The 23,073-nt window shown below is 64.4% G+C and carries 21 protein-coding genes; 15 read left to right on the top strand and 6 right to left on the bottom strand.

Annotated elements, in window-relative coordinates; genetic code table 11:
- Positions 1-112: 112 nt before the first annotated feature.
- Positions 113-1,282 carry an acyl-CoA dehydrogenase family protein gene (locus tag J3E61_RS19345; RefSeq protein ID WP_210084619.1) on the top strand — a complete coding sequence of 390 codons (1,170 nt, stop codon included), beginning with the start codon at positions 113-115 and terminating at the stop codon, positions 1,280-1,282.
- Complete coding sequence (locus tag J3E61_RS19340) at positions 1,279-2,100, top strand: mycofactocin-coupled SDR family oxidoreductase (protein ID WP_210084618.1); 822 nt, start codon at positions 1,279-1,281, stop codon at positions 2,098-2,100. The genes J3E61_RS19345 and J3E61_RS19340 overlap by 4 nt, the downstream gene beginning before the upstream one ends.
- A gap of 1 nt (position 2,101) precedes the next feature.
- Here J3E61_RS19340 and J3E61_RS19335 read toward each other — a convergent pair whose 3' ends face one another.
- Both J3E61_RS19335 and purU read right to left on the bottom strand, forming a co-directional pair.
- On the bottom strand, positions 2,102-2,554 hold the full coding sequence (locus tag J3E61_RS19335) for a MaoC family dehydratase N-terminal domain-containing protein (protein WP_192721423.1): 453 nt from the start codon (positions 2,552-2,554) through the stop codon (positions 2,102-2,104).
- 19 nt (positions 2,555-2,573) lie between these two features.
- Entirely contained in the window at positions 2,574-3,470 is an 897-nt protein-coding gene (gene purU, locus J3E61_RS19330; RefSeq protein WP_192721424.1) for a formyltetrahydrofolate deformylase, read from the bottom strand.
- 497 nt (positions 3,471-3,967) lie between these two features.
- Here purU and J3E61_RS19325 point away from each other — a divergent pair, with 497 nt between their 5' ends.
- Genes J3E61_RS19325 through J3E61_RS19315 form a run of 3 tightly spaced genes read left to right on the top strand, consistent with a single transcriptional unit; the run spans position 3,968 to position 8,722 of the window.
- The gene (locus J3E61_RS19325) at positions 3,968-4,717 is read left to right on the top strand and encodes a hypothetical protein (protein ID WP_192721425.1); all 750 of its coding nucleotides are present in this window, start codon (positions 3,968-3,970) and stop codon (positions 4,715-4,717) included.
- Positions 4,714-6,855 carry an Rv1355c family protein gene (locus tag J3E61_RS19320; RefSeq protein ID WP_210084617.1) on the top strand — a complete coding sequence of 714 codons (2,142 nt, stop codon included), beginning with the start codon at positions 4,714-4,716 and terminating at the stop codon, positions 6,853-6,855. Before J3E61_RS19325 ends, J3E61_RS19320 begins: the two co-directional genes overlap by 4 nt.
- Before the next feature lie 19 nt (positions 6,856-6,874).
- Positions 6,875-8,722, top strand: coding sequence for an EAL domain-containing protein (locus tag J3E61_RS19315; protein ID WP_192721427.1), 1,848 nt, complete (start codon positions 6,875-6,877; stop codon positions 8,720-8,722).
- On the opposite strand, the gene J3E61_RS19310 is transcribed toward J3E61_RS19315, so the two are convergent.
- A complete protein-coding gene (locus J3E61_RS19310; RefSeq protein WP_192721428.1) occupies positions 8,669-9,604 on the bottom strand; it encodes an FAD-binding protein in 936 nt (311 codons plus the stop codon). The genes J3E61_RS19315 and J3E61_RS19310 overlap by 54 nt on opposite strands.
- 574 nt (positions 9,605-10,178) lie before the next feature.
- On the opposite strand from J3E61_RS19310, the gene J3E61_RS19305 reads away from it, so the two are divergent.
- Both J3E61_RS19305 and J3E61_RS19300 read left to right on the top strand, forming a co-directional pair.
- On the top strand, positions 10,179-10,859 hold the full coding sequence (locus tag J3E61_RS19305; RefSeq protein WP_210084616.1) for a TetR/AcrR family transcriptional regulator: 681 nt from the start codon (positions 10,179-10,181) through the stop codon (positions 10,857-10,859).
- Between the two features lie 63 nt (positions 10,860-10,922).
- Entirely contained in the window at positions 10,923-11,582 is a 660-nt protein-coding gene (locus J3E61_RS19300; RefSeq protein ID WP_210084615.1) for a TetR/AcrR family transcriptional regulator, read from the top strand.
- Here the strand turns inward: J3E61_RS19300 and J3E61_RS19295 are convergent, their stop codons facing one another.
- A complete protein-coding gene (locus J3E61_RS19295) occupies positions 11,583-11,945 on the bottom strand; it encodes a PAS domain S-box protein (RefSeq protein WP_192722410.1) in 363 nt (120 codons plus the stop codon). It lies immediately after the preceding gene.
- 143 nt (positions 11,946-12,088) lie between these two features.
- Here J3E61_RS19295 and J3E61_RS19290 point away from each other — a divergent pair, with 143 nt between their 5' ends.
- From J3E61_RS19290 to J3E61_RS19280, 3 genes are all read left to right on the top strand, one after another.
- Positions 12,089-12,646 carry a hemerythrin domain-containing protein gene (locus tag J3E61_RS19290; protein ID WP_210084614.1) on the top strand — a complete coding sequence of 186 codons (558 nt, stop codon included), beginning with the start codon at positions 12,089-12,091 and terminating at the stop codon, positions 12,644-12,646.
- 65 nt (positions 12,647-12,711) lie between these two features.
- Positions 12,712-13,950, top strand: coding sequence for an acyl-CoA dehydrogenase family protein (locus tag J3E61_RS19285; protein ID WP_210084613.1), 1,239 nt, complete (start codon positions 12,712-12,714; stop codon positions 13,948-13,950).
- On the top strand, positions 13,950-15,059 hold the full coding sequence (locus tag J3E61_RS19280) for an acyl-CoA dehydrogenase family protein (protein WP_192721433.1): 1,110 nt from the start codon (positions 13,950-13,952) through the stop codon (positions 15,057-15,059). The genes J3E61_RS19285 and J3E61_RS19280 overlap by 1 nt, the downstream gene beginning before the upstream one ends.
- 69 nt (positions 15,060-15,128) lie before the next feature.
- Here J3E61_RS19280 and J3E61_RS19275 read toward each other — a convergent pair whose 3' ends face one another.
- A complete protein-coding gene (locus J3E61_RS19275; RefSeq protein WP_192722411.1) occupies positions 15,129-15,560 on the bottom strand; it encodes a YbaK/EbsC family protein in 432 nt (143 codons plus the stop codon).
- A gap of 51 nt (positions 15,561-15,611) precedes the next feature.
- Here J3E61_RS19275 and J3E61_RS19270 point away from each other — a divergent pair, with 51 nt between their 5' ends.
- From J3E61_RS19270 to J3E61_RS19255, 4 genes are all read left to right on the top strand, one after another.
- Positions 15,612-16,505, top strand: coding sequence for a DMT family transporter (locus J3E61_RS19270; protein ID WP_210084612.1), 894 nt, complete (start codon positions 15,612-15,614; stop codon positions 16,503-16,505).
- A 116-nt stretch (positions 16,506-16,621) separates the two neighbouring features.
- Positions 16,622-17,488: an FAD binding domain-containing protein gene (locus J3E61_RS19265; protein WP_210084611.1), complete on the top strand. Its 867-nt coding sequence runs from the start codon at positions 16,622-16,624 to the stop codon at positions 17,486-17,488.
- Complete coding sequence (locus J3E61_RS19260) at positions 17,481-17,960, top strand: 2Fe-2S iron-sulfur cluster binding domain-containing protein (RefSeq protein ID WP_192721436.1); 480 nt, start codon at positions 17,481-17,483, stop codon at positions 17,958-17,960. The genes J3E61_RS19265 and J3E61_RS19260 overlap by 8 nt, the downstream gene beginning before the upstream one ends.
- Positions 17,957-20,269 (top strand): xanthine dehydrogenase family protein molybdopterin-binding subunit, encoded by a 2,313-nt coding sequence (locus J3E61_RS19255; RefSeq protein ID WP_210084610.1) that lies wholly within the window; start codon positions 17,957-17,959, stop codon positions 20,267-20,269. The genes J3E61_RS19260 and J3E61_RS19255 overlap by 4 nt, the downstream gene beginning before the upstream one ends.
- A 10-nt stretch (positions 20,270-20,279) precedes the next feature.
- Here the strand turns inward: J3E61_RS19255 and J3E61_RS19250 are convergent, their stop codons facing one another.
- On the bottom strand, positions 20,280-21,443 hold the full coding sequence (locus tag J3E61_RS19250; RefSeq protein ID WP_210084609.1) for an LLM class flavin-dependent oxidoreductase: 1,164 nt from the start codon (positions 21,441-21,443) through the stop codon (positions 20,280-20,282).
- 47 nt (positions 21,444-21,490) lie between these two features.
- Between J3E61_RS19250 and J3E61_RS19245 the strand changes: the two genes are divergently transcribed.
- A complete protein-coding gene (locus tag J3E61_RS19245; RefSeq protein WP_210084608.1) occupies positions 21,491-23,008 on the top strand; it encodes an NAD(P)-binding domain-containing protein in 1,518 nt (505 codons plus the stop codon).
- The last annotated feature ends 65 nt before the right edge of the window (positions 23,009-23,073 follow it).

The raw sequence follows: 23,073 nt of genomic DNA, 5'->3' as shown, positions 1-23,073 counted from the left end.
CTGATCACCCCTTTTTCGCTGGTCAGGCCCCGAAGAGGGCCCCGTCAATCGAACATCATATTTCATATATGATTTTGCGAGCACCTGGCCCCACTCGTCGCAGAGGAGCGCGATGACCACCGAAGTCAGCGATGACGATTTCCAGGAGATCCTGGCCCAGACCCGGCACTTCATCCGCACGGCCGTGGTCCCCCGGGAGCAGGAGATCCTCGCCGAGGACCGCGTCCCCGACGACCTGCGCGACCACGCCAAGAAAATGGGGCTGTTCGGGTACGCGATCCCGCAGGAGTGGGGCGGCCTCGGACTCAACCTCGCCCAGGACGTCGAACTCGCGATGGAGCTGGGCTACACATCGCTGGCACTGCGGTCGATGTTCGGCACCAACAACGGCATCGCCGGCCAGGTGCTCGTCGGCTTCGGCACCGAGGAGCAGAAGGCACGCTGGCTGGAGCCGATGGCGTCAGGGCTCGTCGCCTCGTTCGCATTGACCGAACCCGGTGCGGGATCGAATCCGTCCGGCCTGCGCACGAAAGCCGTTCGTGACGGCCAAGATTGGATCATCAACGGGCAGAAGCGGTTCATCACCAATGCGCCGATGGCCGACCTGTTCGTCGTGTTCGCCCGCACTCGGCCCGCCGACGACGAGGGCCCAGGCATCGCCGTGTTCCTGGTGCCCGCCAACGCGGTCGGTGTCGTCGTCGGCGCCAAGGACGCCAAGATGGGCCAAGAAGGCGCATGGACCGCCGACGTCAGTTTCGATGACGTCCGCGTCCCCGACGAGGCGCTGATCGGCGGAAGCGAAGACATCGGCTACCGGGCCGCGATGACGTCGCTTGCGCGCGGTCGCGTGCATATCGCCGCGCTGGCCGTCGGAATTGCGCAGCGTGCCCTCGACGAATCCGTTGCCTACGCCGCCACCGCCACGCAGGGCGGCACCGCGATCGGGAACTTCCAACTGGTGCAAGCCATGCTCGCCGACATGCAAACCGGAGTGCTGGCGGGGCGCGCACTCGTCCGCGACACCGCACGGGCCTGGATCAGCGGCGAGGATCGCAGGATCGCGCCGTCGGCAGCCAAGCTCTATTGCACCGAAATGGCCGGCCACGTAGCCGATCTCGCGGTGCAGGTGCACGGCGGCAGCGGCTACATGCGTGAGGTCCCCGTCGAGCGGATCTACCGCGACGTACGGCTGTTGAGGTTGTACGAAGGCACCAGTGAAATCCAGCGACTGATCATCGGATCGAATCTGGTCAAGGCGGCACAGAAGGCGGCCAAGAAATGAGCGGACGGCTCGAGGACAAGGTCGCGTTCATCACCGGAGCGGCGCGCGGACAGGGCCGCGCCCATGCCGTCCGGATGGCCACCGAGGGCGCCGACATCATCGCCGTCGACATCGCGGGCAAGCTTCCGCCCTGCGTCCCTTACGATTCCGCTACACCTGACGATCTCGCCGAGACGGTTGCGCTCGTCGAAGCGACCGGCCGCAAGATCCTTGCCTCCATTGTCGACGTACGCGATGGCGAGGGACTCCGCAACGCCGTCGATGACGGCGTGACCGCACTGGGCCGACTCGATATCATCGTCGCCAACGCCGGTGTATCCGCTCCGCAGACGTGGGATGCCATCTCCGCCGAGGACTTCCGCGACGTGATGGATATCAACGTCACCGGCACCTGGAACACCGTCATGGCGGGAGCGCAGAAGATCATCGACGGTGGCCGAGGCGGATCGATCATCTTGATCAGCTCTGCCGCCGGAATCAAGATGCAGCCGTTCATGGTGCATTACACCGCGAGCAAGCACGCGGTCACCGGGATGGCCCGCGCGTTCGCCGCCGAACTGGGCAGGCACTCGATCCGCGTCAACAGCGTGCATCCCGGCGCGGTCAACACGCTGATGGGAAGCGGCGACATGATCGGCTCGCTTGGCCGCGCCATCGAGACCTATCCGCAACTGGCGCAGATGATCACGCCGTTTCTGCCGACCTGGGCCGCAGAGCCAGAAGACATCGCCGACGCGGTGTGCTGGCTGGCCAGCGAGGAGTCGAAAAACGTTACCGCGGCGGCGATCTCAATCGATCAGGGCATGACGCAGTATTGAGTCAGCCGATGAAGCGGACGATCGACTCGGCAACCGCGGCCGGCTTGTCCGATCCTTCGATTTCCACAGTGGTAGTCAGCGTCGCCTGCACCGCGCCGTCGAGCTGGTCGACCTTGGCGATCTCGGCACGCGCCCGAAGTTTCGCCCCTACCTTGACCGGGGTGATGAAGCGGACCTTGTTGTAGCCGTAGTTGATGGCCATAGCGATGTTGCCGACCGTGTACATCTGCGATGTGAAATGCGGCAGCAGCGACAACGTCAGCAGGCCATGCGCGATGGTGCCGCCGAACGGGCCGCCGGCGGCACGCTCCGGATCGACGTGGATCCACTGATGGTCATCGGTGGCGTCGGCGAACAGATTGACGCGCTCCTGCGTGACCTCCAGCCAATCGGTCGGACCGAGCTGGCTGCCCTGGGCAGCGACGAACTCGTCCAACCCACTGAACTTCTTCACCACTTCTCTCCTTCACCGCCTAAAAGACCACCGTCTGGTTGCCGTATCGGATGATGCGGTCCTCACAGTGCCACAGCACCGCGCGCGACAGAACAAGGCGTTCGACATCGGCACCGAGGCGGACCAGATCTTCGACGCCGTGGCGATGGTCCACCCGCACCACGTCCTGCTCGATGATGGGACCGTCGTCGAGGTCCTCGGTCACGTAATGAGCTGTCGCACCGACGAGTTTGACGCCGCGCTCCTTTGCCCGCCGATACGGCGCTGCCCCGATGAAGGCGGGCAGAAACGAATGATGAATGTTGATCGTCGGACAGCCGACTTCTGCCAGAAATTGCGGGGTGAGGATCTGCATGTAGCGTGCCAACACCACCAGATCGACGTTTCCCCGTAACAAGTCGAGTTGTCGTCGTTCTGCGTCGGCGCGAATATCCTTCGTCGAGGGCACATGCAGGAATGGCACAGAAAATGGCCGCACCTGATCTGCAAGATCCGGATGGTTGGAAATCACCATCACGACCGACATGTCGAGCTCGCCCCTGCGATTGCGCCACAACAGATCAAGCAGGCAGTGGTCCTCCTTCGACGCCATGATTGCGACCCGTTTTGGCTTGGCGGCCTCGGTCAAGCGGAAATCCATATCGAACTGCAAGGCGACCTGCTCACGGAAATCCCGTTCCAGTCCATCGCGCGCGGCCGTCAAACCAGGCAGATTGAATATCGTCCGCTGCATGAACGTGCCGCCGGACTGTTCGGTGGAATGCTGATCCAGCGACACGATGTTGGCGCCCGCGTTCGCCAGGAATGCGGTCACCGCCGCCACCAGCCCCGGTCGATCGTCGCAGCGCAGCAGTAATCGACCCACGTCCTTCACCCGCACGTCCCCGCGACCTGGGCTCGGGTAGCCCTCCTCCACGGGCTTCAGGGTTCCATCCCGTTGGGTATCCGGTCGTAAAAACTGCACATCTCACGCCGGCTGGGGCCGCTGTCACGCGACTGAGCGTGATCCCGCACGTTGCCGACGGGCAGCGGGTTAACGAGTCGGCAGGGTCCAAACCCGATAGTGCCGCGCAAGTGCGGGACCCCGTTCGCACCCGAATTCCACTGGCTCAATCAACGCACAGCGAAAAGATGGCAGAAACCCTTACGCTGCCGTCAACGCAATTAATGTTATTGGCTGACAACTTCGCCAAGGAGACGCCCCGAGGATGATCACCAGTGGAAATTCAACCAGGCACGATTGCCAAGAAGCTGCCAACAGCTTGCTGCGAGGCACATTATTTGTGAGCCGACATCGACGTACAGGAAAAGATTCTATTGCTAGCTGGAATCCAAGTAAGTCGTGGCGAGATACTGATCTGCGACAGCCGGCCACAACGCCGTTGTTGGCCGACTGCCCGAGAAGGGACAAGAATGACCGTTCCCAAGTCTGAGGCCGCCCGCCGCAACTTTGTCAGCCTGAAGCGGACTCCAAGTTGTTGGGATCCGGACAGTGAAACCACGGTCGTATTCGCACAACCGGCGACCGAACGAGACCTCTGGTTGGACTACGTCCGTGGTGCGTGCGAGAACTACCGCAAACACGGCGTGGAAAGGGCACTCGATATGGATGCGCTCCGCAGTGGTGCCGACACGGTCATATTCGCCGCCTGTGTGAATGACGCGGGCAGGGTCGTTGCCGGTTTGCGTGGACGGGGCCCCTATCAATCCGCCGATGAATGCCACGCACTTCTCGAATGGAGTGGTCAGCCCGGCCTCGCCGCTGTCCGCAAAATGGTCGCCGACCGGATACCGTTCGGCGTAGTTGAAATGAAAACCGCATGGGTGGCCGACGATCCCGAGCGCGGCCGGCAACTCACCAGTGCCATCTCCCGTACTCCCCTTCACGCGATGCCACTTCTCGATATTCAGTTCATCGTCGCGACGGCGGCAGAGTATGTGCTGAAGCGCTGGCTATCCTCGGGTGGGCAGCTGGCGACGAAGATCCCCGCGACGCCCTATCCGGACCACCGCTACCAGACGAAGCTCGCATGGTGGGACCGCAGCACATTCGCCAAACACGCTGACCCCAAACAGCTTTCATTGTTCTTTGCCGAGCAGAAAGAACTGGCCAAACGAGTCGACCAGTCAACCGACATCGTTACCGCCGGAACCATGCGATGATCTCTGGCTCCGACGATGGCCAGCGGTGCAACGGAATAGTTCTTGACACCGACGATCCCGCGAGTGCCGCACTGCTAGACAACCTGCGCGCCGACGCACGGATCGAGTTCGTCGACAATGTGCGCCAACAGTCGGCGACACTGTTGGAACTCAGGCCATCGCCCTCGCCCGAGCTGACGGCCGAGCCGACCCGGTGGGTGTACTACCCCTGGCGGCGGACGGTGGTCAGTGTGCTCGGGCCACGCGCATTTCGGCTGGTGCGGCTCGACCGAAACAGGAACTTGATCACCGCCGAGGAGCTCGATCAGTTGAGCCGGCTCCGCATCGGCGTCGTCGGTCTGAGCGTCGGGCACGCGATCGCCTACACCCTTGCGGCCCAAGGGTTGTGCGGTGAGCTGCGGCTGACTGACTTCGACGACATGGAGCTGTCCAACCTGAATCGGGTGCCGGCGTCGGTCTTCGACCTCGGCGTCAACAAGGCAGTGGTGTGCGCCAGGCGGATCGCCGAGCTCGACCCGTACCTGCCGGTGACTGTAATGACGACCGGTATCACGCCGCAGACAGTCGATGACTTTCTGAACGGTGTTGACATCGTCATCGAGGAATGCGACTCACTCGACGCGAAAGTCCTTGTCCGCGAGGCTGCCAGGGCGCGACACCTTCCCGTGTTGATGGCAACCAGTGACCGCGGTCTACTCGATGTGGAGAGGTTCGACATCGATCCTTCTCGTCCGCTCATGCACGGGCTGCTGGGCGATCTGAATGTCGCACGCCTCGCCAATCTGACCGCCAAGGACAAGTTGTCCTATGCGCTGCGCATGACCGATGCGACGCGCGTGTCCCCTCGGATGGCCGCATCTCTTGTCGAAATCGGCAAGACGTTATCGACCTGGCCGCAGCTCTCATCGGAGGTGGCGCTCAACGTGTCGGTCGTCGCCGAAGCGGTCCGGCGAATCGGACTGCACGAGAAACTGCCCTCTGGCCGGGTTCGAATTGACACCGCAGCCGCGCTCGATGCGCTCACAGAGCCCCCGATGGTGGCCCCCGATCCCCCACCTGTCGAGGAACCGGGACAACAGGAGGCGCCGGCCGGGCCTTCGGAAATCGTCGCCGCCGCGGCGGGCCGCGCACCTTCTGGTGGCAACGCCCAGCCATGGCGCATCGAGGCGCACGACGGCGCGATCCGCATCCGGCTGGCCCCAGAGGACACGACGGCGATGGACGTGCAGTACCGCGCAAGCGCCGTGGCTCTTGGCGCGGCGACGTTCAACGCAAGGGTCGCCGCGGCAGCACATGGCTTTGTCGGCGACGTCGACTTCCAACCGGGCGACGAAGCATCTCCCATCAACGCAGTCGTGCGCCTCGCGCCCGGCGACCAACCAGAACTCACCGCGATGTATGACGCAATGCTGCGCCGAGAGACGAATCGTCGCAAGGGTGAACGCATCCCGATCGCGGCGCAAACCCGCGAGCTGCTCGCTTCGGCCGCACGCGCCGAAGGCGCCCGGCTTCAGATCCTCAGCGAATCAACGGATCTCGACCGCGCAGGAAGTGTTCTCGCGGCAGCAGACCGCATCCGTTATCTGACGCCGCGGCTGCACTCGGAGATGTTCGCGGAGCTTCGCTTCCCAGGGGATCCCGCACCGGAGTCGGGTATCGATATCCGCACGCTCGAACTCGATCCTGCCGATCTGGTGATGCTCGACATCTTGCGGCGCTCCGAGGTGATGGCGAACCTGGCGGCATGGGATGCCGGGACCGCGCTTGGCGAGGACACGTATCAGCGGGTGATCGCGAGCGCCGCGATCGGCATCATTTCCGTGTCCGGTCAGCGACTCACCGACTATGCCCGCGGCGGGTCGGCCGCCGAATCGGTATGGATCACAGCACAACAGCACGGCCTTGCCGTCCAACCCGTTTCACCGGCCTTTCTGTATGCGCACGACGACGAGGATCTGCGTGAGCTCTCGCCGGCTTTCGCCGGGGAACTGCGTGATCTGCAATACAATTTCCGCAAGCTGGCCAATACCGAGGCAACCGAATCACAGGTCTTGGTACTCAGGTTCAGTCGCGCACGGAGGCCATCGGTGGCTAGCCGGCGTCGTGGGCCACATCACGTCTCGTCCCCAACGGGCTGACCCGATACGGAGGATCTAGGTGCCAAGCAGCCTGGAGCTGGTCGTCACGTCAGTCGCTACCCAACTGATGGGCGTCAACGCAGCCACCTCGGTCCAGGTGAGTCAGCGCGTGTTGGCGGATCTCGTCGAGTACTTCGATGTCGACGTCAGCTTCTTGCGTCGCAACGATCACAGCATCCGCGCGTCGATATTGGTCGCCGAATGGCCGGTCCGCCCTGGAATCCCCGACCCGGACCCGCTGGCCGTCGTCTACTTCGCCGATGCCGATCCGGTTTTCGCGCTCGCCGAGCATCAGAAGGAACCCGTCGTCTTTCGTCCGGAACCCGCGACCGATGACTACCAACGCACGATCAACGAGAGCAGGCAGGTCCCGGCGACGTCGATGGCGTGTGTGCCGTTGCTGTCTGGCGACGAAACATCCGGCGTGCTCGGCTTCGTCAAGTTCGGTGACCGCGACTGGTCCGCGGAAGAACTCAACGCACTGAAGGCGATCGCATCGCTGTTCGCTCAGGTGCAGGCCCGTGTGCTCGCCGAAGAACAACTGCGCTACCTGGCCGAACACGACGACCTGACCGGTCTGCACAACCGCCGCGCGCTGCTGGCGCACCTCGACGCGCGACTGGCGGCCGGCCAGCCGGGTCCGGTGTCGGCGTTGTTCTTCGACCTGGACCGGTTGAAGGCCATCAACGACTACCTCGGCCACACCGCGGGTGACTGGTTCATCCGCGTTCTGGCCAAACGCCTGCGTGAAGGAGTCGACGGCCCGAGCCTGATCGCCCGGCTCGGTGGTGACGAGTTCGTGGTCGTGCCAGCCAATTCGATGGACGCGGATACCGCAGAGCAGCTGGCTTATCGCCTGCAGTCGACGCTGCGCAAACGGGTTGCGATCGACGGCGAAATGCTGACTCGGACTGTGAGTATCGGTGTGGCACTTGGCGTTCCGGGCCGCGATACCACCTCGGACCTGCTCCGGCGCGCCGACCAGGCGGTGCTGACCGCGAAGGGCTCCGGCGGCAACACGGTTGCGGTGTTCTCCGACGAGATGTCGTTGGAAAGCGAGTTCCGCAACGACATCGAGCTTCATCTGCAGAGTGTGATCGAAAGCGGATCGCTGCTGCTGCACTATCTGCCCGAAGTGGACATGCGCACCGGCGAGATCCTGGCCGCCGAGGCGCTGGTGCGATGGGAGCATCCCACCCGCGGGCTGCTGTCCCCCGATTCGTTCATCGGGGTGGCCGAATCGATAAATCTCGCTGGCGAATTGGGCCGTTGGGTGATGCGTTCGGCCTGCGCGGAATTCGCGCGATGGCGCTCGCGTGGCGTAGGACTTGACGCAGTGTTGCGCATCAACGTGTCACCGGTTCAACTGGTCACCGACGGCTTCGTCGAGTCGGTCGCCGACATCACCGCCGAATTCGGCCTCGCCCGCGGATCGGTGTGCTTGGAGATCACCGAAAGTGTTGTGGTACAGGACATTGAGACCACACGGATCACCCTCGCCGGCCTGAAGCAGGCCGGAGTGCAGGTCGCGATCGACGACTTCGGCACGGGGTACAGCGTGCTGTCGCACCTGAAGTCGCTGCCCGTCGACACCCTCAAGATCGACAGAGGATTCGTCCGCGACCTCGGAGCCAATCCCGGCGATCTCGCGATCGTGCGCGCCATCATCGCGCTGGCGGATGCGTTCGGTTTGCAGTTGGTGGCCGAGGGTGTGGAAACCGAGGCGGCAGCCCTCACGCTGCTGCGCCACGGCTGCTACCGCGCGCAGGGATTCCTGTTGTCGCGCCCCATCGAGGGCAATGCAATGGAGGCCCTACTGGCCAGGGGACGGATACCCGTCGACTTTTCCGCAGCGCCACGTCTCTAGATGGCTGTGTGTCTCGTGCATGTTGACGAACAAGCGTCGAGTCACGGAGCGGCAGTTGGATGCGGCACTTTTGGTGAAGGGCTGCGATGTCAGCAGTTCGACGCGACCGAAGCGACTGGCGGTCTGGCCGACCAGGCACAAGCGCAGTGGAGCGTCGTCGGCGGGCAATGCCTGACCGGTCGCCGGAGCCACGTACGGTCCGCCGCTGGCGACGGTCACACCGTGTCGAGCGCGAACCGCCAGCGGGCCAGTCGGGGTCGTGAACTCGGCACCGACCACGGCGCCTTCCTCGAACACGAGCCGCTCGAGCGAGGTGCCGTGATGAATGTCGATGTCGCGCTCTACAGCCTGTGCAGTGAGCCAATCCAGAACGGAGCCGTTTACGTTGGCGGGATCGGGTGTGATCGAGCCGATTTCGGCGACCTCGATCGAGTCACCGTCAACGGTGCGTAGCGTAGTTGACTGCCAATCAGCCACGCGGGTGTAGAGATAGCCGTACGGCGATACCAGGCAACGCGCGGCCCAATCTCTGAGGCGGGCGCCGACGAACGGCATGACGACCCCACGCGGATCCACGGGCTCGGCGTGATCAACCACCCTGATCGGTACGTCAGCGTCCCGCGTCGACCTGGTCAGCGGACCAAGGTCAGCAGACAGCGAGGAGAAGTATTCGTTTGTGTCGGGATCCGAAGTGTCGATGTCGAGCCAATGCAGCCGGTCGATCCTGGACCGGACCGCGACAGCCGCCCCTCCGGGGCCGTGCGCCTCGCGGGAGCTGGCGAGGAAAACGTCGCCGCCAAGGTCGACGACCGCCACCGAGTGCGCCAGTCCGGCGACCCCTGTACCGGTACATATGACGTCGACTTCTTCGTCCCAGTTCACCGTTAATTACCTCGATATTGCTAAATCGTCTGATAGCGGCACAGACAACGGGAACGCCGTTGTCGTCCTGACTGCGCCGAGAGCCGAGTTTTGGCGGTCACGCTCGATGAATCGGGTGAGTACTTCAAACGTTCGACATGACGTTGCCACAGCCCGCGCAGGGGTTCGAGGGGGTTTGCCAACGCGGACTATGGCAACCGTATGAAAATACCACTGGGATTTGCTCGGTGATAGGGCAATCCGGCGTGACATAGGCCCACTGACCTCGGAATCAGCTGTCCGCGGCCGCCCGGCGAACGCCGGACCAAGAGTCATCACAATGTGTACCTTACATACCTTTTGGCTGATATGCAGACCAAAATGTGACCTAAAGTATTGACGTTCTGATTTGCCCCATGAGCCGCGCGCGGACTGCGCCGAGGAGGACCGTTGACGGCTTTGCCCTGAAAACCGGCGCGCCTACTCCTGCCGCTTATAGGCAACGGGTGAAAGAATCTCCAGAATTGACTAATTTACGGAAACCACGATTATCCGACCACCGGCGCCACCACTTTCCAGATTCCGAGGCTCGGCAGTGACCGAACAGCTCGACAGGCGAGCGGACACCACGCGGCAACAGATTCTGCGCGCCGCGTCGCGGCAGTTCGCGCGCAGGCCGTATAGCTTGGTCAGCCTCGATGACATCCTGGCCGACGCGGAAGTCACCAAGGGCGCGATGTATTTCCACTTCCGGTCCAAGCACGCGCTGGCGATGGCGATCATCGAACACCGGTTTGTGCTTGCGTCGGCGGCGGTCAACGAGCTGCTGGCGCGCAAGCTTTCGGGGCTGGAGACGCTGATCGACATCGTGTACCTGGTCGCGATCGAAGACATCGGCGACGAGATCGCCCGCGCCGGCTTGAATCTCCTGGAATCCATTGGCCGCACCGACGGTCTGCAAGCAGATGTGCTGACGCAGTGGGTAGACGCGTTCGCCGCGATCGCAGGCAAGGCCATCAAAGACGGCGACATCATCGCCGACCGCGATGCGCATGGCATCGCGAAGCTCTTGGTGTCGATGTACCTCGGTCTGCGCCAGACAAGCAATCTCGCTTCGCCCGACCAGTTTCTGCGCGACCTGGAGAAGGTCTGGGCACTTGTGTTACCCGGTTTCGTCAAACCTGACCGGATCGACTATCTCAACCAGTTCATCAAGCGGCGCACGGCCGTTGCGCAAAAGAAGGCGACACCGCTTGCAGCGGATGCTCTAGGTTAGGATGCCCTTCAGGCCGTAGCCCACCCTGGATAGGCCGACGGAACCTCCGGAGGTACTCGGACGATGGTGCGCCAAGCGCGATCCGAGGCTACTCGCAAAAAGATCATCACATCGGCGGTCGAACTCTTCAACGAAATCGGTTATCCGGCTACCGGATTGGGCGACATCATTGAACGGGCCGAGATGACCAAGGGCGCCCTGTACTACCACTTCGACTCAAAAGAATCGCTTGCGACCGCGATCATCGAAGAGGGCAGCACACGCCTCGCCGAGGCTTTCCGGAGCATCTCCAGCTCCTCGGCGCCGGCACTGGAAAGCATGATCCACGGTGTGTTCGTCGTTGCCGACCTGATGGCCACCGACCAGATCGCCCGCAGCGGAACGCAACTCTTGCGGGCCTTCGGTGAATTCAACGATGTGGCCGAACGGACGTACAGCGGATGGACGGCCGAGATGACGAGGCGCACGCGTCAGGCCATCGACGAGGGCGACGTGCGTGCTGAGCTCGACCCGCAGGCGATCGGCGAGACGATCATCGGCGCCATGCTGGGGGTGGAGTTGCTGGCGAGTGCGATTACCGCGGGAACCGACGTGTTGGAGCGGGTGGCTCGGGCTTGGCAGGTACTGCTGCCTGGGATCGTGAGCCAAGATTCGCTGGCGTACTTCGAGGAGTTTCTGGCGCGCGAGTCGATGCGGCACTCCAGTGCGCCGCTGGCCGACTGACTAAATCTCGTCAACCCATAGTCGTTCGGTCAGGTCCTGGAACGTGGCCAGCGCCAGGGGGTCATCACCGCGCAGCAGGGCTGACTTGCTCATCCGGGCACGCACGATGGAGCCGTCCTGGTGTACGAGCTCCACGATCAGCTCAGCATGGGCGCGCACGACAGATACAACGGAATCATCAGCGGGCATGGTGTGGAAGATCTGCCGGAACTGCAAAGCCTTGACCGCATCGGGCGGGTAACCGAGCATCTCGCCGAACGCCGCATTGGCGAACAGGATGTTGCCGTGCTCGTCGATCGCAAGCACCGGGACCGGAAACCGTTCCAGCACCACCAACGCCGGGAGCTCCTGGAGAAGGGCCATCGGGTCCTGGCGTTCCTTGCCATCTCGTCGCCGCTCCACGCCCCCGATTATGGCCGTTGTCTCGAGGCTCGTCACCGTGAACGCGCTGAGCGTTTAAGCGGCGGCATCCGGGGTAGCTCGCAACCACGAATCGAGGAGGGGCCATGACCACCGCACACCAGCAGGACATCATCGACGATGTCATCACCGATCATCGCGAGGTCGAAGAGGTCTTCGCCGAAATCGAGAAGGGCGGCGGCGGCAAGAAGCGCGACCTCGTCGAGCACGTGATCGCCGAGTTGGTCCGGCATTCCGTCGCCGAAGAGCAGTACCTCTACCCCGTCGCGCGGCGGGTCCTGCCCGACGGCGACAAGATCGTCGAACACGAGTTGGAAGAACACGCCGAGGCCGAACAGGTGATGAAGTCGCTCGAAGAAACCGATGCCGAGGACCCGAAGTTCGACGAGTTGACCCGCAAGCTGATCGACGCGATCCGCCACCACGTCGAGGACGAGGAGAAGGATCTGCTGCCGAAGCTTCGCGAGGCGTGTGATTCCGCGGAGCTTCGTGACCTCGGCGAGAAGTTCGAGAACAGCAAGAAGATGGCCCCGACGCGACCCCACCCCTCAGCGCCCGATCGCCCGCCTGCCAACAGGATCCTGGGGCCGGGCCTCGGTCTCATCGATCGGATGCGGGACGCGCTGAGCGGGCGCAACACCTGAATGGCGATTAACTTAACCGGCCCCCGGACTTGGTCCACTTAACTAACTAGGTTTACTGTGTCTGAATGGACTTGGCATGGTCACCTGCCGACGTGGAGTTTCGCGACGAAGTACGCGCCTTCCTGGCTGAAAAGCTGACGCCCGAACTCCGGCAGGCCGGACGCCTGATGACCAGCGTGTACGCCGATCACGAGGCGAGCATGGAGTGGCAGCGGATCCTGCACGAGCGCGGCTGGGCGGCGCCGGCGTGGCCGGTTGAGCATGGCGGCTGCGATTGGAGCCTTACGCAGCACTACATCTTCAGCCGTGAGTCTCAGTTGGCCGGCGCGCCCTCGCTGTCGCCGATGGGCATCCGCATGGTCGCCCACGCGATCGTCAAGTTCGGCACCGACGCGCAAAAGGACTTCTTCCTGCCGCGGATCCTCACCGGCGAGGTGTTCTTCTGCCAGGGCTACTCCGAACCCGAGGCGGGCTCGGATCTAGCGGCGCTGACGATGGCCGCCGTCATCGATGAATCGGCCGGTGATCTCATATGCACCGGCAGCAAGATCTGGACGACACATGCCGGCGAAGCGAATTGGATGTTCGCCCTTGTTCGCACATCGAAGACACCGAAGAAACAGCAGGGCATCACGTTCGTGCTGATCGACATGAGCACGCCGGGCATTCAGATCCGTCCGCTGGTGATGACATCGGGTGAGGAGATTCAAAACCAGGTCTTCTTCGACGAGGTGCGGGTGCCGAAGGCCAACGTGCTCGGTCAGATCGACGACGGTTGGACCGTCGCGAAGTATCTGCTCGAGTTCGAAAGAGGTGGTGGTGCAGCGTCCCCCGCGCTGCAGGTGATGGCCGAGGAGATCGCCACCGTGGCCGCGGAGCAGCCCGCAGCGGGCGGAGGCAGACTGCTCGACGATCCGGCGTTCGCGCGCAAGCTCGCCGATGCGCGGATCCGCACCGAAGTGCTCGAGATTCTCGAATACCGCGTGCTGGCCGCGCTCGCCGGAGGCGGTCACCCTGGACCAGGTGCGTCGATGCTCAAGGTGCTGGCGACCGAACTGAGCCAAGCGCTCACCGAACTGGCGATGGAGGCTGCCGGTACGCGCGGACGGGTCTATCAACCGCACGCAACATGGCCGGGTGGGCCGGTGTCTGACTACGAGCCACCGCCAGACGGTTACGTCAGCGGCGAGGCGTGGCAGGCGGTGGCACCGCTTCGCTACTTCAACGACAGGGCCGGATCAATCTACGCCGGCAGCAACGAGATTCAGCGAAACATTCTCGCCAAAGCGGCTCTGGGGTTGTGATGGATTTCAATCTGAGCAAGGAACAGGAACTGCTGCGCGACGGGCTCGGCAGGTTCCTGTCGACCCGGTATGACCTCGAAAAGAGTCGCGCCGCAGCGAAAACCGGGGCTGGCTGGCAGCCCGACATCTGGCGCGGCTTCGCCGACGAACTCGGCATACTCGGCGCGGCACTTCCCGAAGACATCGGCGGAATCGGCGGCGGCCCAGTTGAAGTCATGGTCATCGCCGAGGCGCTCGGCCATGCGCTGGTGATCGAGCCCTACGTCGACACGGTGGTGGTATGCGGCGGCCTCCTGCGAAGGGCCGGCGATGCAGCGGCCACTGCGCTGCTGGAGAACGTGGTCGCGGGCACCGCGATCGTGGCGTTGGCTGCTGCTGAACCTGGCTCCGGTGAGCGTTGGCAGGAATTGTCGACGGTCGCCGAACGCGCCGGCGACGAATGGGTTCTGCGTGGCAGCAAGATCGTCGCGATGAACGCGCCGATCGCCACGCATCTGCTGGTCACCGCCCGCACGCCCGGTGGCTTGTCACTGTTCCTGGTCGAGGCCGACTGGTCGTCAATCGAGGCGCACCACTACCGAACCGTCGACGACCGGCGCGCCGCCGATCTGCAGTTCGACGGGGTGGCTGCGGTCCTGCTTGGCGAGGAAGGCCAGGCGTGGCCGTCGCTGGCGCAGGCACGAGACGAGGGCGCGGCAGCGGTTTGCGCTGAAGCCGTCGGCTGTATGCGAAAGGTGCTGGCCGACACCGTCGAATACAGCAAGCAGCGGCACCAGTTCGGCCAACCGATCGGCAGCTTCCAGGTGCTTCAGCACCGCATGGTCGACATGTTCATGGAAGTCGAGCAGGCAGTCGCCGCGGTGTATCTCGCGGTGCTCAACCTCGAAGCGGACCCTGACACGCGTGCGCGTGCGGTTTCGGCTGCCAAGGCAACGATCGGAAGGGCCGCCCGGTTCGTAGGTCAGCAGGCCGTGCAACTGCACGGCGGGATGGGCATGACCGAAGAGTTGGCGATCGGCCACTACTTCAAGCGGCTCACCGCTTTACAGTACGAATTCGGCTCGACCGACTACCACGTCGCCCGTTACGCGGAACTGACCCGAAACTAGCCGCCGAACGTGGGTTACCCGCACACTTTTCGCGCTTAAAGCGTGCGGGTAACCCACGTTCGCGCAGGGTCAGCGCACCGCCATCGCCTTTCCTTCGGTGAGCAACAGCAGCTGTTCGTACGTCATCGACATCACCGAATCCGCGGTGCCGGCCGCGGTCCAGATGACGGGGTACTGCACCAATGTCTCGTCGACGACGGTGCGCAGCCGGCTCGGGTGACCCGTGGGGGCCACGCCGCCGATGACCTGACCGGTCGCGTTGAGCACGAACTGCGGATCTGCCTTGCGTATCTCGGTAGCGCCGAGCGTGCGGGCCAGCAGGTCGGTGTCGACGCGGTGTGCACCGCTGGCCATCACCAAGAGCGGTTCACCGTCGCAGTCGAACACCAGGCTGTTGGCGATCGCGCCCACTTCGCATCCCAGCTGTGCGGCGGCCGCGACCGCGGTCTTCGCATCGGCGTCGAGGATCCTGACGTTCGGCTCGACACCCGCGGCGGTCATCGCGGCCGTCACCCGTGAAATTCGTTTGTCCACGTTTCGTAGGGTAGGGAGGTGACTTCGCGCGGATGGATCCTGTTCCTCGCGATGAGCATCATCTGGGGCATCCCCTACCTGATGATCAAGGTCGCCGTCGAAGGCGTGTCGGTTCCGGTGCTGGTCCTCGCCCGCACGGCCGTCGGTGCCGCGGTGCTCCTGCCCATGGCGTTTTCACGGCAGACCCTGACGATCGTGCGCAACCACTGGAAGGCGCTGCTGGGGTTCGCGTTCTTCGAGATCATCGCCGCATGGTGGCTGCTCTCTGACGCCGAACGTCACCTGACCAGTTCGATGACGGGCCTGCTGATCGCCGCCTCACCGATCATCGCCGCGGTCCTCGACCGTCTCACCGGCGGTGAGCGGCTGGGCTACAAGCGCATCATCGGCCTCGGCATCGGGATCTGCGGCGTGGCGGTGCTGGCAGGTCCACACATCGGCGGCAGCACCTGGCCGATCATCGAGGTGTTGATGGTGGCCACCTGCTACGCAATCGCGCCGCTGATCGCCGCCCGCTACCTCGCCGATGTACCGGCGTTACCGATGACCGCGGTGTGCCTCGGCTTCGCCGCGCTGGTGTATGCCGCGCCCGCCGCAGCCACCTGGCCTCACGAGATGCCGTCCACCCGTGTGCTTTTGGCCCTCGGCGGCCTTGCCATCATCTGCACCGCACTGGCGTTCATCGTGTTCTTCGCGCTCATCCGCGAGGTAGGCGCCGCACGTGCGCTCGTCTTCACCTACATCAACCCGGCCGTCGCGCTGGCCGCCGGCGTCCTCGTCTTGCACGAGCCACTGACGGCGTGGAACATTGCCGCGTTGGCCCTGATCATGACGGGTTGCGTCTTTGCCACCCGGCGACACCCGGAACAGGAACCCGACATCGTTACCGAGGCGACGGCCGCACCGCGGTAAACCGGCGTCGCATTCCGCAAACTTGCCCGACCTCGGTATGCGATGCTGGGCGCGGGCAAGAATTGAGTTTGGTCGGGGGACCCTATGCAGACCTTCGCTCGTGGCCGGGCACACCCGTGAAGCCAGCCCCTTTCGACTACCACTGCCCCGGCGAACTCGCCGAGGCGATCTCGATACTGCAGCAGTACGGCGATGAGGCCAAGGTGCTAGCTGGGGGACAAAGCTTGATTCCCCTTCTGTCGCTGCGTCTTTCGCGATTCGACCAGCTGGTGGATCTGCAAGCGATCGAGGACCTGCGCGGGATCACAACTGTCGATGACTCGATACGCGTGGGAGCCATGACACCCCAGGCCGCCATCGCGCGCAACGGGAACGCCGCCGCCGTCCCCTTACTGGCGAAGGCGACGTCGCACATCGGGCACTACCAGATCCGCAACCGCGGCACCGTGGGCGGCTCACTCGCACATGCCGACCCCGCCGCCGAGTATCCCGCCGTAGCAGCGGCCCTCGACGCGTCGCTCGAGATCGCCGGGCCAAACGGCACTCGCCAGGTCTCCGCAGCCGACTTCTTCATGTCGACGTGGGTAACCGCCGTGGAACCCGAAGAGGTGCTGGTGGCGGCCCACTTTCCGGTGTGGTCCGGCACCACCGGGTGGGCGGTCGACGAGGTCGCCCGCCGCGCAGGTGACTTCGCCATGTGCGGCGCCGTCTGCGGAGTCCAACTCGACGGCGACCGGTTGAACCGGGTGGCGCTGGCTCTGTTCGGAGTCGGCAGCGTTCCGGTGCGAGCCCGCGCCATCGAAGCGACGCTCACCGGCGCCGCAGTGGAGGATCTCGACCTGCCGGACATCGGGGCGCAGGTCGCGGCGACACTCGATCCGCCCGGCGATCTTCACGCGACGGGCGAACAACGTAGGAGCATGGCCAAAATGCTTGTGCCACGGGTACTTTTGGCCGCAATCGACGAGGCGAAACATGCGTGAAGTTGCACTGACACTGACGGTCAACGGTGAACGAATCGCGCGCTCCGTTGAGGCGCGGCGCACGCTTGCGGACTTCTTGCGCGACGATCTGAGTCTGACCGGCACACATCTGGGCTGCGAACACGGCGTCTGCGGCGCGTGCACCGTGTTGTTCAACGGCGACGCGGTGCGTTCCTGCCTGATGTTCGCCGCACAGGCCAACGACGCCGAAGTCACCACGATCGAAGGCCTTTCCGACCCAGCGGGAGGTCTCACCCCAATCCAAGCGGCATTCCAAGCCGAACACGGCCTCCAATGCGGCTACTGCACACCAGGTTTCGTGGTTTCGGCCCATGCGTTCCTCGCCGAGCATCCGAATCCGTCTGACGAGGAGATCCGCGAGGCAATGTCTGGAAACCTGTGCCGCTGCACGGGATATCAGGGCATCGTCGCCGCGGTGAAGCGCGCCGCGAACAACGGGAGTTCGTCATGACCGCCGGGCGATTCATGGGACAGGCTGTTGCACGATCGGAAGATCCGCGCTTGCTGGCAGGACGCGGCCGCTACATCGCCGACGTCGTGGTCCCCGGCGCCTCCGACGCGGCCTTCCTTCGTAGTGAGGTGGCCCGTGGCCGCATCGTCAGTCTCGACGTCGAGGCTGCCAGGTCGGCGCCAGGGGTCCGCGCTGTGTACACCGCCGCCGACCTCAACCCTTTGGTGCACGAGACCGCGGTGGCCGGGCTGCCGGAGGGCCCGTTCCCGCCGAAGTACTGCCTCGCCGAAAACGACGTCCGCTTTGTGGGTGACCCGATCGCCATCGTGATCGCCGAAAATCGCTACCTCGCAGAGGACGCCGTCGAGCTGATCGACATCGACATCGAGCCGCAGGAGCCGGTGCTCGACGTCGACGCGGCGCGCAACGGCAACGGCGCATTGGTTCATCCGGAGATCGGCACCAACACTCCCCAGGTCATTCCGTTGTTCGGTGACCCAGATCTAGCGCAAGCGTTCGCCGACGCAGCGCACGTGGTCAAAGACACCATCGTCATGCATCGCTACGTGCAAGCACCGATGGAGTGCCGTGGCATCATCGCGGACTGCGACCCGTACAGCGATGAGCTGACCGTGTGGAGCGGCACCCAAAGCGTGTACGGGGTACAGAGCATGATCGCCGGTCTGCTCGGCATCGGCACCAATCAAATACGGGTGGTGCAACCGGACGTCGGCGGCGGGTTCGGTCAGAAGATGGCGATCATGCGGGACGAGTGGGCAGTGGTACTGGCCGCCAAGCTGCTCGGCCGCCCAGTGCGCTGGATCGAGGACCGCCGCGAGAACCTGACCGCGGCAGCGCACGCCCGCGACGAGCGAATGGATCTCTCGATAGCAGTGGACAGCGACGGCAACATCACCGCTATCCAAGGCGAATACATCGAGAACATCGGGGCCTACCAGACGATGGGGTCCAGCGGCATGGGCGCCTTTATCGCCCCGTTCCTCACGAATGCGTACAAGATTCCGAAGATCGGCTTCGCCAGCGAGACCGTGTACACCAACACCTGCGGCAAGGCCCCGTACCGCGGCCCCTTCCTGATGTACGCGGTGGGCATCGAGCAGTTGATGGACACGGCGGCCCGCCAACTCGGTGTCGATCCGCTTGAACTGCGCCGCCGCAACGTGATTCGGGCCGACGATCTGCCCTACACGTTGCCCAGCATGTTGTGCTTCGAATCGATCACCCCGGCCGAGACACTCGAGCAGGCGGCGTCGATGATCGACTACGACGGCTTCCGGGCCGAGCAGCAGGCCGCCCTGGAACAGGGCCGCTACCTCGGCATCGGAATCAGCCTGTGCGTGGAGCCATCGGGAATCGCAGTCGGCTCGATGGCTACCGAGGCGGCGGAAATCCGCATGGACTACACCGGCAAGGTGACGGCGGCGGTTGGCAGCTCGAGCACCGGGATGAGTGTCGTGACGACCATGAAGCAGGTGGTCGCCGAACACCTGGGTTGCGCCCCGGACGACGTCAACGTCATCCAGGGTGACACGGCAGCCACCCCGTGGGGAGCGGGAACCGGCGGCAGTCGCAGCGCGGTCCTCATCGGCAACGCGGTCGCCGCGGCCAGCACCGAACTCCGGACGAAACTGCTCGAGATCGCCGCGGACGCTCTGGAGGCGTCCGTCGAGGACCTCGAGATCGACAACAGCCGGGTGTTCGTCCGCGGCACGGCCACCAAGGGAATGAGCTTCGCCGAAGTCGGCCAAATGGCGTACCACAATCCGGACATGCTCGGACCCGGCACGACGCCAGGACTCGAGGCGTCGCACCGCTTCAAAGCGCCGCCATTCACGTTTTCCAACGCATGCCACATCTGCACATGTGAGGTCGACGTCGACACGGGCCGGGTGAGCATCCTGCGCTACGTCGTCAGCGAGGACTGCGGACGCATGATCAACCCAAAGGTGGTCGAGGGCCAGGTCTTCGGCGGTGTGGTCCAGGGAATTGGCGGGGTGCTCTACGAGCACATGGTCTACGACGACGACGGCAATCCGCTTACCAGCACCTTCGTCGACTACCTACTGCCGACCGCGTGCGAGGTGCCGACGATCGAGGTCGGCCATATCGAGTCCGCTGCCCCAAACCCGTTGGGAGTCAAGGGAATGGGAGAAGGTGGCGCGATCGCGTCGCCCGCCGCGGTCATCAACGCCGTCGCCGACGCTCTGGCGCCGCTCGGCGTACGAATCTCCGGCTCGCCGCTAGGTCCCAGACAGATCCTCGACATGATCGCAGCGGCCGGCCGCTGACCGTCGAGACTCACTTGGCGTCGATCTCGTCCTGATACTTCTTCGTCATGTGGTCGATCGCCTGAAGCTGCGTCTGGGCCAGGTCGTCACGCACGTCGCTGGCTCGCGCCGCCGCGTCCAGCGTCGGCTGCGCCTGCCCCTGAAAGTGCGGGATCACCTCGGCGGCGAACAGCTCGGCGGACCGCTTCGTCGCCGCCGGGTTCGCCCACTCATGACCCATCTGCAGGAAGCAGCCGAACCCTCCTGACTGATCCCACAGCCGCTGCACCTGCGCGCGCGCCTGTTCGGGCGTACCGATGACGCCGGCTCCCGCGGCGTTGATGATGTCGACCATCTCGTCGACCTGATCTCCAGGCATGGTCATCTGTGGGAACGCGGCGACCTTCTGGAAGTACCGAAACCAGGGCCCGATTCCGAACCGCACATCGGCGCGGGCCTGCTCCTCCGTCTCGGCGATGTGCATCGGCCCGACCAACGTCCAATTGTTGCGGTCGACCCGCGTGCCGAACACGCCCGCTCGCTCTTCCACGATCCCCCAGTGAAATGCGAGCGCGTCGAAGCCGTCGACCACGAGCGTCGCGCCGATCGACAGCAGGCCGATGCCGTGCTTACCCGCCAGTCGCGCGCCTGTCGGCGAGGCCACCGCCGCCACGGCAAGCGGAATGCCGCCGTCGGAATACGGCGCGAGTTGCAGTCGCGCGTCGATCAATTCGTGCGTTGGGGTTTTCGCCGAAACGGTCTCCCCCGCCAGCAGCCGCACCACGATGTCGAGGTTGGTCTCCAGCAGCTCGCGCGTATCGGTCGGCGTCAAACCGATCATTGCGCTGTCGCTGGGCAGCGAGCCCGGCCCCATCCCGCCGATGATGCGGCCATGGGTGAGGTGGTCGAGCAGCATCAACCGGTCGGCCACCCAGAGCGGGTTGTGGTACGCGAGCGAGATGACCCCGGTGCCGAATCGGATCCGCTTCGCCCGTTCGGCTGCTGCGGCGATGAAGATCTCGGGCGAGCTGATGATCTCGCTGCCTGCCGAATGGTGTTCGCCGTACCAGACCTCGTCGAAGCCGAGCGCGTCGAGATGCTCGGCGAATTCGAGGTCGCGCTGCAGTGCCAACGTCGGGTTGGTGCCCGCGCGGTGGAACGGTGCGATGAAGTATCCGAACCTCAACCTGGCCATTACTCACTTTCGCACGGCGTCGTCACTTCATGTGCGACAGTTCGCCGATGGCGGCAAGCGTCGCGGTGATCGGTGCCGGACCCGGCGGATTGGTGGCGGCGCGCTGGCTGCTGTCCAAGGGCTTCGCGCCGACGATCTTCGAGCAGGCGCCGATGTTGGGCGGCCAGTGGACCGGGCTGGACGGCCGCAGCGGCGTGTGGCCGACCATGCACACCAACACCAGCCGAATCCTGACGGCGTTCAGCGGTCTCGACCACGGCAGCGACGTCGTCTACCCGTCAGCCAGGGACGTCCTCGCCTATCTGCATCGCTATGCCGAGACGTTCGATCTTGTCTCGCGCATCCGGTTCGGCACTCACGTCGAGCTTCTCAGTCGAGGCGACACCACCTGGCTGGTGCACCATTCGGGCGCGACCGAGGACTTCGATCGTGTGGTCGTGGCTACCGGTAGATTCCAATCCCCCTCTCTCCCAACAATTCCCGGACTTGACACGTTCACCGGCCCGGCCGGTGTGAGTTCCACATACCACTACCGCGGGCCCGCGCCCTTCCGCGGGCAACGAGTGTTGGTGGCAGGCGGCGCGATCAGCGCCATGGAAATCGCCAGCGAGCTCGCCCAACTCGGCGCGGCGCGCGTCGTCGTCACTCAGCGTCGTCAGCGATACGTGCTGCCGAAATTCGCAGCGGGCGTCCCTTCCGATCATCGGATGTTCACGCGGTACAACGCCGTCGCGAGCGAATACCTCCCCGCAGCGGAGATCGACCGGCAACTGAAGGAGATCGTCGTCGAGGCGGGCGGAAGTCCCGAGCAGTACGGGGCGCCCGCGCCTGCCCCGTCGCTCTTCGCCGCAGGCGTCACCCTGTCCCAGCACTATCTCCCCCTCGTCGCCGAGGGTTTGATCACCGTACGGCCGTGGCTGACCAAAGTTGCCGGCGACGTCGTGACTTTCGCCGATGGGACCGCCGAGGAGTTCGACGGCATCGTGTTCGGCACCGGGTTCGACCTGCACCTGCCGTTTCTGGACGAGCGCACCCGCGCGGTCCTCGACCTCGACACGGTGCATCTGGACGCCGACCGCTTCACGTTTCATCCCGACTTGCCGGGGCTGGCCTTCGTCGGCATGTGGGAGCAGTCCGGCGGATACTTCGTCCCGCTCGAGTTGCAGGCACGCTGGATCGCGTACACGTGGGCCAACACAATCGCTGCGCCAAGTGCGGACCGCCAGCGGACAGCCATCGACGCGTATCGGTCGCGGCGCGGCATGCCACAGAAGACGCGGATGAACCTGGTGGCACTGGCCTTCGCGCGAGCGGCAGGCGTCGACCCCAGTCCAGACAGGTGGCCGCAGCTGCGCCGCGCCCTGCTCTTCGGCCCCCTGGCGCCGAGCTGCTTTCGGCTCGAGGGTCCGGATGCGCTGCCGGAAGCCCCTGCCCGGTTCGCTCGCGACGCCGCCGCGTTCGGCGCGATCACGTCGAACGACCTGACCGAGCGCGAGCAGCGCTACTGGTCGCTGCTGCAGAGCGCTGTGGTGGACAAGCTAACTTCCCAAGATCGTTCCAGCTAAGGGCGACGATCGAACGTTTCCCGGCGAATTTTCCGCCAATTCCCATGGCTGTGCGCTAGCGTTCG

The sequence above is a fragment of the Mycobacterium sp. OAE908 genome (assembly GCF_017872775.1).
Lineage (GTDB): Bacteria > Actinomycetota > Actinomycetes > Mycobacteriales > Mycobacteriaceae > Mycobacterium.
The sequence above is the reverse complement of the archived record's forward strand: the minus strand, read 5'-3'. Positions and strand labels throughout refer to the sequence as shown.

Coding starts and splice junctions, on each gene's coding strand:
- J3E61_RS19340 (WP_210084618.1), top strand. CDS start 1,279: ATGAGCGGACGGCTCGAGGACAAGGTCGCGTTCATCACCGGAGCGGCG.
- J3E61_RS19295 (WP_192722410.1), bottom strand. CDS start 11,945: ATGGCCCTTCTCCAGGAGCTCCCGGCGTTGGTGGTGCTGGAACGGTTT.
- J3E61_RS19245 (WP_210084608.1), top strand. CDS start 21,491: ATGGCGGCAAGCGTCGCGGTGATCGGTGCCGGACCCGGCGGATTGGTG.
- J3E61_RS19250 (WP_210084609.1), bottom strand. CDS start 21,443: ATGGCCAGGTTGAGGTTCGGATACTTCATCGCACCGTTCCACCGCGCG.
- J3E61_RS19290 (WP_210084614.1), top strand. CDS start 12,089: ATGACCACCGCACACCAGCAGGACATCATCGACGATGTCATCACCGAT.
- J3E61_RS19255 (WP_210084610.1), top strand. CDS start 17,957: ATGACCGCCGGGCGATTCATGGGACAGGCTGTTGCACGATCGGAAGAT.
- J3E61_RS19260 (WP_192721436.1), top strand. CDS start 17,481: ATGCGTGAAGTTGCACTGACACTGACGGTCAACGGTGAACGAATCGCG.
- J3E61_RS19275 (WP_192722411.1), bottom strand. CDS start 15,560: ATGACCGCCGCGGGTGTCGAGCCGAACGTCAGGATCCTCGACGCCGAT.
- J3E61_RS19285 (WP_210084613.1), top strand. CDS start 12,712: ATGGACTTGGCATGGTCACCTGCCGACGTGGAGTTTCGCGACGAAGTA.
- J3E61_RS19320 (WP_210084617.1), top strand. CDS start 4,714: ATGATCTCTGGCTCCGACGATGGCCAGCGGTGCAACGGAATAGTTCTT.
- J3E61_RS19325 (WP_192721425.1), top strand. CDS start 3,968: ATGACCGTTCCCAAGTCTGAGGCCGCCCGCCGCAACTTTGTCAGCCTG.
- J3E61_RS19300 (WP_210084615.1), top strand. CDS start 10,923: ATGGTGCGCCAAGCGCGATCCGAGGCTACTCGCAAAAAGATCATCACA.
- J3E61_RS19280 (WP_192721433.1), top strand. CDS start 13,950: ATGGATTTCAATCTGAGCAAGGAACAGGAACTGCTGCGCGACGGGCTC.
- J3E61_RS19345 (WP_210084619.1), top strand. CDS start 113: ATGACCACCGAAGTCAGCGATGACGATTTCCAGGAGATCCTGGCCCAG.